The 12919-nt window shown below is 37.9% G+C and carries 12 protein-coding genes; 5 read left to right on the forward strand and 7 right to left on the reverse strand.

What is annotated here, in order from left to right; translation table 11 throughout:
* Positions 1 to 2 precede the first annotated feature (2 nt).
* Both LBH98_03575 and LBH98_03580 read right to left on the reverse strand, forming a co-directional pair.
* Positions 3 to 3323 carry a hypothetical protein gene (locus LBH98_03575; GenBank protein ID MDR0303836.1) on the reverse strand — a complete coding sequence of 1107 codons (3321 nt, stop codon included), beginning with the start codon at positions 3321 to 3323 and terminating at the stop codon, positions 3 to 5.
* 122 nt (positions 3324 to 3445) lie between these two features.
* Positions 3446 to 4630, reverse strand: coding sequence for an HD domain-containing protein (locus tag LBH98_03580; GenBank protein ID MDR0303837.1), 1185 nt, complete (start codon positions 4628 to 4630; stop codon positions 3446 to 3448).
* Between the two features lie 360 nt (positions 4631 to 4990).
* Between LBH98_03580 and LBH98_03585 the strand changes: the two genes are divergently transcribed.
* From LBH98_03585 to LBH98_03595, 3 genes are all read left to right on the forward strand, one after another.
* Positions 4991 to 5305, forward strand: a complete 315-nt coding sequence (locus LBH98_03585; GenBank protein MDR0303838.1) for a hypothetical protein — start codon at positions 4991 to 4993, stop codon at positions 5303 to 5305.
* A complete protein-coding gene (locus LBH98_03590) occupies positions 5284 to 6750 on the forward strand; it encodes a PEGA domain-containing protein (protein MDR0303839.1) in 1467 nt (488 codons plus the stop codon). Before LBH98_03585 ends, LBH98_03590 begins: the two co-directional genes overlap by 22 nt.
* Positions 6751 to 6867: 117 nt before the next feature.
* Positions 6868 to 7680 carry a DUF4198 domain-containing protein gene (locus LBH98_03595; GenBank protein ID MDR0303840.1) on the forward strand — a complete coding sequence of 271 codons (813 nt, stop codon included), beginning with the start codon at positions 6868 to 6870 and terminating at the stop codon, positions 7678 to 7680.
* 68 nt (positions 7681 to 7748) lie between these two features.
* Here the strand turns inward: LBH98_03595 and LBH98_03600 are convergent, their stop codons facing one another.
* Genes LBH98_03600 through LBH98_03615 form a run of 4 tightly spaced genes read right to left on the reverse strand, consistent with a single transcriptional unit; the run spans position 7749 to position 10773 of the window.
* Positions 7749 to 8750, reverse strand: a complete 1002-nt coding sequence (locus tag LBH98_03600) for an FAD:protein FMN transferase (GenBank protein ID MDR0303841.1) — start codon at positions 8748 to 8750, stop codon at positions 7749 to 7751.
* On the reverse strand, positions 8747 to 9373 hold the full coding sequence (locus tag LBH98_03605) for a trimeric intracellular cation channel family protein (protein MDR0303842.1): 627 nt from the start codon (positions 9371 to 9373) through the stop codon (positions 8747 to 8749). Before LBH98_03605 ends, LBH98_03600 begins: the two co-directional genes overlap by 4 nt.
* Positions 9373 to 10206 (reverse strand): hypothetical protein, encoded by an 834-nt coding sequence (locus tag LBH98_03610; protein ID MDR0303843.1) that lies wholly within the window; start codon positions 10204 to 10206, stop codon positions 9373 to 9375. The genes LBH98_03605 and LBH98_03610 overlap by 1 nt, the downstream gene beginning before the upstream one ends.
* Positions 10207 to 10773, reverse strand: coding sequence for a hypothetical protein (locus tag LBH98_03615; protein MDR0303844.1), 567 nt, complete (start codon positions 10771 to 10773; stop codon positions 10207 to 10209).
* A 245-nt stretch (positions 10774 to 11018) separates the two neighbouring features.
* On the opposite strand from LBH98_03615, the gene LBH98_03620 reads away from it, so the two are divergent.
* On the forward strand, positions 11019 to 12308 hold the full coding sequence (locus LBH98_03620) for a hypothetical protein (protein ID MDR0303845.1): 1290 nt from the start codon (positions 11019 to 11021) through the stop codon (positions 12306 to 12308).
* Positions 12309 to 12432: 124 nt separating this feature from the next.
* Entirely contained in the window at positions 12433 to 12720 is a 288-nt protein-coding gene (locus tag LBH98_03625; GenBank protein MDR0303846.1) for a hypothetical protein, read from the forward strand.
* A gap of 13 nt (positions 12721 to 12733) precedes the next feature.
* On the opposite strand, the gene LBH98_03630 is transcribed toward LBH98_03625, so the two are convergent.
* Positions 12734 to 12919 (reverse strand): IS5/IS1182 family transposase (locus LBH98_03630; GenBank protein MDR0303847.1); only part of this gene is annotated, 186 nt, incomplete at its 5' end.

Below are 12919 nucleotides of genomic sequence, written 5' to 3' on the forward strand. Positions count from 1 at the left end.
AATCATTTCACTCGTCCGCGTAAAATCGACGGCACATAACGATTCCCGTCCGGCTGTTCAATAATTGTCCAATTGTTAAATTCAAATCCTAACGAAAATGTAAAACGGCCGCCTCCTATAGGCGCGTCTCGGCTAATTCCGTAGTCATAACGAAATCCTATTGCAAGCGGGTAGGAATTGAAAGCGAATGTAGAAAGCCGTAATTCCGCGCCGACGTAAAGCAATACGTCGTCGATTGTCTTGTCTTCTATATCACGAATTGAATGTGCAGGCAATACTCCGCCAAAATTGACGGCTCCGTAAAGTTTGTCAAAATAGAAAATCCACCATTTTTTCGCAATCCCTTTAGACGAAGTAAGCGGGAATCTATACGACGAATGCAGTTCTAAAAGTACCTTGTCGCTCGCTACGACAGAATCTTCGTTCATTTTTACAAATGAAGTATCGCCTTTTGAGCCGATAATCTGCTGTGTCTTACTGTGAGCTCGATACGAGTACGAATACCCTGGAATTTTCTGTACAGGATAAAAGAAATCCGGCAGATCTTCTGAAAAAGCAAACGGATTTTTCTCGTAATTAGCCTTGATTTTATCGGCTGTTTTTGGAGTTTCTTTAATTACGGACGCATTTAATTGAATCGCGAAATCCACTTTATCGCTGATTAACCAACTAGGCTTTCCCAAAAAAAGTCCGAGTTTGTATGAATTGAAATTATACGGCTCATTGTTTTCCTTTATTTTCCCATTCTCAATTTTTATGACTTCTTCGTTATTTGCATAATTTCCGTGATTAAAATCGTATTGAAATTGCGCGGTAAAGCCTTTCGGCGACAAAACATTGCTGGACGAATAACGCGGGATATTTCCATAAGACAATAGCGCTCCAACTCTGTACAAATCTGCGGGGTCATACCACAAATAAAGCATATTTTTATCTCCGTCGTAATCATCGATACGAACTTGCAAGCGGTAATTCGTATAATTTGTAAAAGCGCCGACGGTTATGTGATTTGTCGGAAATTTTGTCATAATCGATTTTGATAACAATAATTGAATTTGTGACGGTTGAATCGTATAATCGGTAATCGTAAGCGTATCGTAGCCGTAATAATTATGAATAAAATCGCTTTGAGTCGGAACGTTGCGTTTAAAATACGAAAGCGAAATATCAATAGGGAAAATGTAAGAATCATACATTACGCCGAAATCGTAGGGTACCAGTAAATTCCGAGATTTATCTATAAACGGGGCTGAAATCTGTTTAAAAATATTGTTTGTCAAATAAAAAAGTGTAAGCATATTTCCCTTTTCAAGCCAATAAAGCGGGTCCATAACACCGATAACCGCTCCGTATTTGAAATGTGTAACGCCTTTGTACGGATTATCGTTATCGGCAACTATCGCTTCAGAAAGAATCGTCGGAATTACAATCCATTTACGCGGAAAATGCGAGTAATTTTTTCTGCTTCCCGAAAGCAATTCGCCGCGATATTCGGGAATTTCCCGTTCGTTTATTATAATTCCCGTTTTTTCATCGGGAGGATTGATTTTTGTTTTAAAAATTTTGTAGCCGTCTTGTGAATATCCCGAATAAAGAATTTCACTTTCATCGGCTGAAATATCGGGCGCAAACGCTCCCGAAATTACATTTGTAATTTGCTCGGCTTGACTTCCGTTCATTCGGTAAATGTTGAAAATCCCTGTTCTGTTACTCGAAAAATAAAGCGTTTTTCCGTCTTTTGAAAATCTTGGGTCACGGTCGTCGCAGGAATTATCGGAAATTACGACAAATTTCTTTGACGGAATATTATATATCCCGATTTTTCGGAAATCTTTATCCATAAAACTAACCGCAATATTGTCTCCGTCACTCGACCAATCAAGTGAATACATCGTTTTTATTTTAATATTTTCATCGTTTTTTAACGGATAAACTTCATTAAAATCGGTTCCGTCCGCATTCCCGATTACCAAAAAATGCCTGTCAAAATCATGATGAATTGCGGCAATTTGTTTACCGTCGGGTGAAAACACGGGATTTTGATAATTTTTTGTAAAAGATAACTGTTCATCGCTTTTAACGCTTGCGATTAATGATTTTTTTGTAGTGTCTGTCGGAAGAACATTTTTGTGAATATCATAAACAAATTCGCCGCCTGCATTGTGCGGAAGTTTTGATTTCAGACTTGCCGCCGACATATAAACCGCATTGTTTTCGCCGTCTATAGAATAAAAATTATTGATTTGCGGTGCAAGCATTCTTATTTTATTCGTGTCGTTTGTAAAGTTAGTATCGCTTGTGTCTTTAACTTTGTTATCATAGACCCAAAGTTGCTTGTAAAAGCTTTCACTTTCTCCGTTGCTCAAAAAATAGATTTTTTCGCCGTCATTCGAATATTTCGCCCAATAATTGTCAAAACCTGTTTTTGTAATTTGTTCCGCATTCGTTAATTCACCTAATTCCGCTTTTTGCTCGGAATATTTCTTCTGCAAATGTAATTTCCATTCGTTGTAAAGCTGCTTCCCGGAAATTCCCAAAACCGCTTTTATGGAATTGTCGAAAACCAAACGCCCGAATCGCGACGATTCTCGAATTATCGCCGCAATTTTATCGTCGCCGTACGTTTCGCCGATGTATTTCACTATCGAAAATCCGTGATTATATGTTTTTTCGTAATCGTCGGCTCTTCCTGAAAACACAGAAATTCTATCCCACGACAAAAGCGAATCGCTAAGTGTTAAAGTTCGTAAAATCATGTCGCGGTGGCTATCCCAACTATCGCCTTTATTTTTGGAACTCTCGTATTGCGCTATTCCCTCGAAAAACCACGGCGGAAGAATTTCCGACGGGAAAATATACATGATTTCCGCAGAATTTTTTTCATTGGGATGATTAAAATATCCTAATTGAAAATACGGCATCCAATACGGCATTTTGTATGAATTTGAAATTGAAACGATGTGCGCGTATTCGTGAGCGACAACGTTTTCAAGCCAATTCGCCGTTCCCCGCATGTTCCAGTCCATATCGTTCACCCAAATCGCAATCGTATTTTGCATAGCGAGCGCCCATCCGCCGCTAAACGCAGAATTTGATACCAAAACGTTTGTTTTTTTCGGAAGCGTTATCGCATATTTGTCTTTGTAAATCGGATATAATTTTTCTAAAATTGTCGCGATTTCGTTTGCCGATTTTTCAAAATTTTTGTCGTAAGTTATTACAAAATGCTCTGTTTCAAACGAATTATGTTTGTGAAAGGCTTTGCTTTCGCTTTGCGCAAAAACAAATGAGAAAAAAATTATAATCGGTAAAAAATATTTCATAAAATCTCTTTCGAATCGGCGAATTCCGTCTGAAAATAAAATACTTCCAACATATAAGTGTTTGAATTTTCGGGGAATTTGCGAAAATTACAAAATTAGCGCTTAAATTAAAGGGACGATAATTATCTGAATTTTTCCAAAATTTCAATAAAATCTTTTTCGTGCCTTTTCACAATTTCTATTAAATACGGGTCAAAATGCGAACCGGAATCTTTATACAGAATATCAAACCCTTCGCGTACCGAAAACGCTTTTTTGTAAGGCCGCTCTGTCACCAGCGCATCAAAAACGTCGGCGATACTGGCTACTCTCGCACAAAGCGGAATATCAAAACCGGATAGTCCGCGAGGATAACCGCTTCCGTCCCATTTTTCGTGGTGCCCGTAAGCGATATTATATGCCGTCGCCAATAGTTCGTCTTGCTGATCCATAATACGCACCGCTTCTTCCAACATCTTTGCGCCGTGTATGGTGTGCGTTTTCATAATTTCAAATTCTTCTTTGCTCAAACTTCCAGGTTTAAGTAAAACCGCATCCGTAACGGCAATTTTACCTATATCGTGAAGTTTGACCGTATCAATTATACGAGTTCCTTCGTCTTCGGTTATCAAATAATGTTTTTTCGGTTTTTTAATCAAATCCGAAATTATAATCTCTGAATAAAAAGTAGTTCTATAAAGATGGTTTCCGGTTTCATGGTCGCGTAATTCTCCCGCGCGGGCGAGCAAATTCAACGCTACTTTGTCGCGCTTTTCAGAAAGATGAATGCTCTTACACGCAATATTCAACAAAATAAATATCATAAACGTTATTATCTCATAAAAAACCCACGCAAGCGTTAAAGAAGAACTGTAAATTATTCCGTCTTTGTAATGTAAATGTAAAATATTGCAAAAATAAAGAACAGCCAAAATAGCGCTGCTCACAAGAAAGTACAATAAATAATTCTCCGAATCCAAATAAAATGCAAGCGCTATACTTATGAGTGTCAAAATGTTAAAATAAAGCCCGAATTCTCCATCGATTACGCTTCCAAGCGTTTCGGAAACGAAAAGAACCATTGATACCATAAACGGCTGCCATTTAGCAAATAAGCCGAAAAACTGTACGGTCAAAATAAAAAATGCGCTTATGGAACAAAGCAAAACGCTTGTAAATACTTTTTCGCCGAAATTTTCCGTTACACGGACTTCATAACAGCGATAAACGCCGTAAAGTATAATTGCCGCGACAATCAAAATGTTGATATAGCCGTACCTGCTCTTTTTTACGTTTTTCACAAATAAATTGTAAATATTATAAGTCATTGAAATAAACTCCTTTGATTTAGTTTGAAATTTTTACTGTCTTGTTTAAAGTCAAATCGCCTTTCTTTTATTAAATATTGTTTTTCACATTCGTTATATTTAATTGGATATCGGTAGCGTTGTATTGAATTTGAAACATAGCCGTATAAATTGTTTTTTGCATTAAAACCATCATGATTGGTTTCGTCTCGACTAAAATCATTAGTCGTTAGATGAACAAGCATATAAATTCCGAATTTTTTACTATACCAAGTATTAAGTCGTAAAAATAATATATTTTTGTAACGAAAAATAAAAAATCAAAGCGGCGGCGTTTGAAATTTAATATATTTACAGACAAATTAATGAAAGGATTTATTTATGAAATTCAATAAATCGGCTGTTTTGTGCTTTGCGTTTTTGATTATTTGCTCAATAAGCGCTAAAAAAAATGAAAAAAAAGAAAGTTCTTCGGAAATGACGACATCAATAAAAACTACGTCTGCGCCGCTTAATCCCGATTCGACCGACGAATGTATTCTTATGAAAGAAATTTGCGATGCGGCGGTTGATTTTCAGAGGGAATATAACGCTATGCCCGACGGTGACGAGAAGAAAGAAATGGTTCAAGTTCTTAACGGATATATTCTTCATTGTGAAAAGGCGCGTAAAGATTGTTCAAAAAGCTTAAAATAGCCGTTTTTTTTGCAGTTATAAACGGTTATGCTGGTTTTGTTGAAATTAACAGTTCGCCGTCCGGGGCAAAAATAATAATCAATGACAAAGAAACGGGACTGACAACTCCGAAAGTAGTTGAAATTAAAAGCAGTTCGGCTCAAATAAATGTATCTCTTGAAAATTATAATTTTCGCGAAAGAACAATTTTCGTTCCGGCGCACGATACGGTACGTCTTTCTTTTACACAAATGCAAATTTCGGATACCATATCTATTTTTGGCGACCGTTCGCACGGGATATTGAACTTACCGTCTCCGCCGGACGGCATTCCTTATTTGATTGACGGATATATTGAAAACGACAGCAGAAAAATACTTTTGAACGCAGGCGAACACAACGTTTATTGGAACGGCGGAATAGAATACGAACCGATTGACACTTTCGTAGAGGTTGAAGTCGGTAAAATTGCCAACGTAGATTTTGCTTTTAATTATAGAACCGCTACATTGTTTGTAGAAACCGAACCGGAAGAAGCAAAGATTTTTCTTGACGGTAAATTAGCCGGAGTCGGTATTTTGTTTTGTAATACAAAAGCCGGTAAGCATAATATTTCTATTTCGTATAGAGGGTATCGTACAAATGAGCAGGAGATAACGATACTGCCGGATCGTATGCAGAAATTGAACATAAAATTAGAGCGGCTTTTCGATAACGACGATGTTAATAAATGCCTTGACATATATGGAACATATGAAGATTGTCCAAAAAATAAAAAGATTGACGAACTCAAAAAACTCGGTAAATTTTTAGGCGACTACTTGAATCGTCAGCCGTTTTCAATAGAAGCGTCCGCTATTTCCGTTCAATATAGAACCGCAACCGACAAAAAATTCCGTGACATAGTTTCGCTTTTTAACGACGGGACGTTAATAGGGACGAATTACAGAGGATTTTCATTTTTCAACAAGTTATGGATTGCCAAATCTTTTGTAATAGTATCGGCTGAGTACGGGCAAGGATTCGGTGGAGTCAAGTACAAAAAACCGTACCAAATAGATATAGGGGAAAGTTCGCCGGAGTATAAAAATTGTTATCTTATTTACGATGAATTTTTGGATGTTAATCCGGAATTGTTTTTTAATTCGTATTCTGGGCAAATAGGATTTAGAGCAGGAGACAGGGGCTTGTCGATTGCGATTTTGGTAGGTTATTTGCGTGAGAAAATTACGTTGAACGGAATTTCAAAAAAGATTGCCGACGATCGTTATGAATACTTGTCGATTGAAAAACGAAACGACACTTGGATCACAAGTTTAAGGGCGGTAATCGCTCCTAAAGCGGTGGTTTTCTGTCCTTCTATATATGCGGAATTATCGCTTACTCCGGTAAGCGGTTACGATGTCAGCGGCTGGGTATCTTTGAGAACGGGAGTTATTATCCCTTGGTGGTATTCAAAACAATAAAAAAGTAGTATTTTTCTCGACGTTTACAAAAGTGTCCGAAATTTAATTTTTCTATTGCGTTTTAAGAAATAATTATATTAATTTGCTAAAATGGAAATTTTATTTAAGGAGAGTTTTATGAAAAAATTTTTGTTTACGGTTTTGTTTTTTTCCGCTGCGATATATGCGCATTTTGAGGTTCTTTATACAGTAAAAACCGAGATTGAAAGCGGAAACGAGGTGAAAATTTCATCGTTTTTTACTCATCCGTATGACGGAGAACCGATTTTAAAGCGCGGAATGGACGAAAACGGGAACGTTTTGGGCGTCAAGGAAATTTTTGTCGTCCATAAAGGTAAAAAAACCGATTTATCGTCATCGGTAAAGGCGGTTCAGTGGGCGACAAAATCAAGCAAAGCGTCGGGTAGCGAAATCGTTTTGTCGGGGAATGATTTCAAATCGGCAGGCGACTACGGCGTAGTTATCGTTCCGCATCCGTATTGGGAAGAACAGGAAGGTTTATATATTCAGCAGATAACGAAATTGTTTGTCAACAAAGGCGGGTTTGATACCGATTGGCAAAACAGAATCGCCGACGGATATACCGAAATCATTCCGCTCAGTAATCCTTACAACGTCACTGTCGGACAAATTTTTCGTGCAAAAGTCGTAGATAACGAAGGAAATCTCGTGCCGAATTCGGTGGTAGAAATTGAATTGCTGAATTATCCGGTAAATCAGGCTAAGTATTTTTACGGCGGCAAGACTATTACCGTTAACGACAAAAAAGGAACGAACACGGTAGTTACCGACGATAACGGCGTTTTTGCGTTTGTTCCGCAAGCGGCGGGTTTTTGGGGATTTGCGGCGCTTTCCGCCGGAAGCGACAAAGAGTTTAACGGTAAAGAATTGGAACAAGATCCGATAATTTGGATTCAGGTGGAAGACTGATATAAATATTTGGGAATTATATACATGTGCATATTGCACAACTATAATTCCCAAATAATTTGCGGACGTTATTTCTTAGACCTTTTTTCTGTAAAAAAATCGGTTTCAAACAAATTCTCTAACGAGTCGATAAGCAATATCTCATATCCTTCAAATTCTTTGATCTTTATCAAAATACTGTCGGCAGGCATAGCGAAAAGTCCTGTAGTCAAAATATCCGAGACTAAGGAACTTTCTCCCGTAACAGACAAAGAAATATTTTTAGAAGCCGGATATCCGGTTTTCGTATCAAAGATATGATGAACTTTTGCTCCGGATCTCGCAATTCTAAACCGTTCATAATCACCGCTTGTGTTTATAGCTTTTGAATTGAGCGCTATAGTTTTTAAAACTTCTCCGCCCCGAGGGTTTTTTATTCCCACGATTATCTGAGCGCCGCCGACTTTACTTCCGGAAACAAAAATGTCGCCGCCGATATTGACAATAAAATTACGAAATTCATAATTCAGTAAAGTATCTTTAATCTTATCAATAGCAAAACCTTTAGCGACGGCGCCTAAGTCGATTTTTATTTCAGGATTTTCAAAAACTACTCGTTTAGGATTTTCAAGCAACGATATTTTTGTGTAATCGACATTACGTAAAACTTGTGACAATGTGTCTGAAATACTGCTGTCTTTTGGGTCGGGAAGAAAAGAATTTTGCGAATTTATATCCCAAAAATCTTTCAACGGTTTGATTGAAATATCAAAATATCCGTCTAATTTCTCAGAATAAAAATTCGCGGTTTTTATCATATAAAACAAATCGTCTGAAATTTCAAGAGTATCCGTTTGACGATTATTACATTTTGAGATTTCCGAATCTTCGTTTGACGGAGAAAATTTATATTCCCAGTCGTCCATAAAATTTTCTATTTTTTTAAACATTTCTTCGTTTTTGATTTGTGCGTTTTTATTTGAGAAAAATGTAATTTCAACAAGCGTATCCATTTTCAGAAACATTTTTTTTTGTACATTTTTGGAGCAGGAAAGCGCCAAAACAGATAGAAATAAAATTGCAATTCTCATTTGCCGCCTATCTTTTGCGGAAGTTGCAAATGAGTCGCCATCGCCCAAAAACGAAGTCCGCTCGCAACAATTGTCGCCGACAAAATTTGCCCGTATTCGTTAAAGCCGGCTTTTTTAGCCAAAAGCATAAAAATTACTCCTATAATTGAAGCGGTCGCGTAAAAATCACGTCTGAGAACTAACGGAATTTCACGAACTAAAACGTCCCGAATTATTCCTCCGCCGCATGACGTAATCATTCCCATCATAATAATTCCGACAACACCGAAACCTGCCGAAATCGCCTTTGCGGCGCCGATTGCCGAGAAAATACCAAGCCCTATCGCATCAAAAATCTGAACAACGCTCCATTGCTTTTCGGAACGCCTTGCAATGCTTTCCGCTCTTGACAGAACAACGATTGAGCCTGTAATACAGATAATCAAGTAAAGTTCGTTTTGAAAACATGCAGGAGGAGTTTGACCTATCAAAACATCTCTCACGATTCCGCCGAATACGCCGGTAACAATAGCCAAAACCGTAACGCCCAAAATATCCAAATTGTGTCTTACCCCGCGAACCGCTCCGGAAACGGCAAACGCCAAAGTCCCCGCAATATCCAAAATCCACAAAAACATTTCCATTATCGGCTACTCCTGCGAATACCTTTCGCGTCCATAGTTATTTTACCGAATTTCATAAGATTTCCAGCCAATTTTTTGAAACTTTTTTTGCTTGTTCCAAACATGTCAAAAATTTCTTTAGGAGACGAACTGTCGTTTATCGGAAGAAATCCTCCCGCATTCTCAAGTTTCTCTAATACCGCATTATAAAATTCGACTCTTACGTTTCCCATCGGCGCAAAAGTTAAAGTAATTTTCCCATCATTGCGAATTTCTCTGATATAGGCGATAAATTTATCGCCTATATCAGGAAGTTTTCTAAATTCCGAAATTTGAATCATTGCCGGACATTCGTCGTCCATAATAACCATAACGCCAAAATCTTTAATTTCATAAACCATGCAATCAACTTTTTTCCCGTGCGGATAATTCTGAGCGTCCGGCTTTTTAAAAAATGGACGAAGGCGCGGAGTTGCAATCATCCTTTGAGATTTGTCGTCAAAAAGAATCCGCACTATCACACTTTCGCCAACTTTCAGCGCACCCAGCATCTGCCCGTGCGGAACAAGTAAATCTTTTGAAATTCCCCAATCTAAAAACGCACCGAATTTATTTACGTCTTTAACTTTCAAATGTGCAAATTGATTAACAACCGCTTTTGGGGTTTCTGTCGTAGCGACAGGTCTGTCAAGCGAATCGCAGTAAACGAAAACTTTTATTTTGTCACCGACGTCTAAGTTTTGCAGAAAATACGTCCCCGGAAAAAACACTTCCCGTCCCTCGTCATCTCCCAGATACGCACCATTGGCAACGATTCTTTCGACCTCAAGTTCGTTAAAATTTCCTATCTCCACTCACTCTCCGTCTTTTTTGAATTTTTGCGCCTCGCCTTTGAGTATTGGAATTTGTTCGCCTCGAAACCCAAGCAGTGAAATCTCAGCCTTAGCAAATTTGTCGCACTTACTTTTCATCTCAAAAGGCGCGCTTGTTTGATAATATTTTTCACCGCCTCGCGTATATTCGACCGATTCGTAATATTTTCCGTCGGGAACATAAAACTTTACAGTGTCGCCGCAAACTCCGCTTTTTTCTCCAAGTAGTTTTTCATCGCCGTCCGACAACACTTCCCGCAATTTAACTCTTGCGTCGTCGCTTGTCGTCACAATAAAAATTATTTCGTTTTTATTTTTAACGATCAAATTATCCCCCAAAATAAATTCCCGTATTCCGGAAATATCTTGCCCGTCATAAAGTTTTATTGATTTCTTAAAAATTGAGATGGTTTCATTCCCGTTTTTAAGCGTTAAACTTCCTTTGTTTTCACAAATCAGATCGCCTGAAACGTAAGTTCCGTCCTTAAGCGTAAATTCAATCGCAAACACACAAAGCGGAATTAAGGTTAAAATTAGAAATTTTTTCAATTTTTGCATCCTTTCCTATAATTTCTTTGTAAAAATAATTTCTGCACGTTTAATATTAAAAGAATTTAATCTGAAATAATAAAAGAAAAATTCATTAAAATTATCTTAACTTAATAGATATAGACTTTCTACAAATGATATATAGTATTTTGTGAGAAAGAGATGAAAAATATATATAAACAATAATTTTTTTATGATTAACTTAAATTGAACCGTTTAGTAATTTCACGAATAAAAGAGAAAAAATGCAGAAAAAAGAATCTCCGATAAATGTAATTTTCCTGTTTATGGCGGTAGTTTCGGTCGCCGTAGCGGGATTTAACGGGAAAATGCCGGAATTAAACACCGCTATTTTCGAATCTGCGAAGGGCGCGGTAGCGTTGGCGATCGGATTAATAGGACCGATGGCGTTATGGTTAGGCGTTATGTTTTTGCTTGAAAAAGCGGGACTTTTGAGCGTTGTCGCACTAAAATTGCAGCCTGTTTTAAGCAAACTTTTTCCATCAATTCCGGCAAACCATCCTGCGATGTCCGCTATAATAATGAATTTGTCGGCGAATATGCTCGGACTTGGAAGCGCGGCGACTCCGATGGGTATAAAAGCAATGCAGGAATTGGAAAAATTAACTCCAGAAAAAGGTACCGCCACCGACGATATGATTTTGTTTTTGGCGATAAACACAAGCAGCGTAACTATTCTTCCATTAGGCGTAATAACGGTTCGAGCAAGCGCCGGAGTTCAAAATCCCGCTTCTATAATTTTGCCGACGCTTTTGGCGACGATTTGCTCGACGACCGTCGCGATTATTTGTACTAAATTTCTTGCGAAACGGAATCCTATGCCGTCCGTCGTCCCGCTGGAAGAATTGAAAAGAATTGAAAATATAGAAAAATCCGCCGAAAAGCCGCAACTTTCGCCTGCGTTTGTAATTTTGTCCTCGGCGATTCTCATTTCTATAGCGTTTTCGATATACAAACACGTAATAACGCAAGGGTTGACGTTAAACAAGGATTTGGTTTCGTCTGCGGCATCGTATCTTGTTCCGCTTTTACTGGCGGTATTTATACTTTACGGGAAACTTCATCAAAAACCTGTTTATGAAACAATCTGCGAAGGAGCCAAAGGCGGTTTTGAAACGGTAATTCGTATAATTCCATATATGGTCACGGTTTTTGTCGCGATAGGAATGCTTAGGGCGAGCGGAACTTTAGATATGATAAACTGGGTATTGTCGCCTGTTTTGTCGCTTGTAGGAATGCCGGCGGAAGCGTTGTCGGTCGGACTTATGCGTCCGCTTTCCGGGACAGGGTCTTTTGCCGTAATGGCGGAAATAGTACAAAAACAACCCAACACATTTCTTGCCGATTTGGTTTCCGTAATGCAGGGTTCGACGGATACTACCTTTTATGTTTTGGCGGTATATTTCGGCGCCGCCGGAATTGTAAGGACGCGATACGCCGTTCCTGCGGCGCTGTCGAGCGACGTTGCCGGAATTACGGCTTCACTGTTTTTTTCGAGACTGTTTCTTGGCTGAGACCGCATTATCCGATAAAGGCGATATTATGACAAACATTCCCGCCGTATTGGTGAACCAAGTAAACCTCCAAAATCAGATACACCAAGATTGAAAAAGAAATCAGAAAACATATAGGGAACTTATGAAATTTGATAATATTGATAAACTTTTATCAGAAGCAAAAGAAAAATCGCGCAAAAGACTTTTGTTTGATTTTTCTTTTGGTAAAATAGTATTAAAATGCCTTTTATTGGTTGATAATAGAGTTTTAATGATGTCAATTAAAACGCAACCCATCGGACATAGTATAAGTTTTAATGAAAATGATTTTATATCAGCTTTTTTACCGTCAGAGTTCTATAATTCAGTAAAATATGAAATAAAAAACACATATAATAATTATGAAGCAAATTCAATACTGATACAATAGACCTCTTGCGAAATCAATAATTATTTTCATAATTGCATATTCCCGCTATTAAATTAAACCTTAGTTTAAATCTTTTTCTCCTGTTTCTGTATTTTTCAGATATTACCTTAAATCTTTTGATAAAACCGATAGCGTGTTCGTTTTTTACACGTTTACTTGAAATTTGCCTATTATGCTCTTTTTCCGCAGACGTTAAAGG

The sequence above is a fragment of the Chitinispirillales bacterium genome, from assembly GCA_031254455.1.
In the GTDB taxonomy this organism is placed as follows: domain Bacteria; phylum Fibrobacterota; class Chitinivibrionia; order Chitinivibrionales; family Chitinivibrionaceae; genus WRFX01.

What these genes read in the sequence shown, in the direction of transcription:
- LBH98_03625 (MDR0303846.1), top strand. Translation starts at nt 12,433, where the DNA reads ATGAAATTTGATAATATTGATAAACTTTTATCAGAAGCAAAAGAAAAA.
- LBH98_03600 (MDR0303841.1), bottom strand. Translation starts at nt 8,750, where the DNA reads ATGAGAATTGCAATTTTATTTCTATCTGTTTTGGCGCTTTCCTGCTCC.
- LBH98_03580 (MDR0303837.1), bottom strand. Translation starts at nt 4,630, where the DNA reads ATGACTTATAATATTTACAATTTATTTGTGAAAAACGTAAAAAAGAGC.
- LBH98_03585 (MDR0303838.1), top strand. Translation starts at nt 4,991, where the DNA reads ATGAAATTCAATAAATCGGCTGTTTTGTGCTTTGCGTTTTTGATTATT.
- LBH98_03575 (MDR0303836.1), bottom strand. Translation starts at nt 3,323, where the DNA reads ATGAAATATTTTTTACCGATTATAATTTTTTTCTCATTTGTTTTTGCG.
- LBH98_03620 (MDR0303845.1), top strand. Translation starts at nt 11,019, where the DNA reads ATGCAGAAAAAAGAATCTCCGATAAATGTAATTTTCCTGTTTATGGCG.
- LBH98_03605 (MDR0303842.1), bottom strand. Translation starts at nt 9,373, where the DNA reads ATGGAAATGTTTTTGTGGATTTTGGATATTGCGGGGACTTTGGCGTTT.
- LBH98_03595 (MDR0303840.1), top strand. Translation starts at nt 6,868, where the DNA reads ATGAAAAAATTTTTGTTTACGGTTTTGTTTTTTTCCGCTGCGATATAT.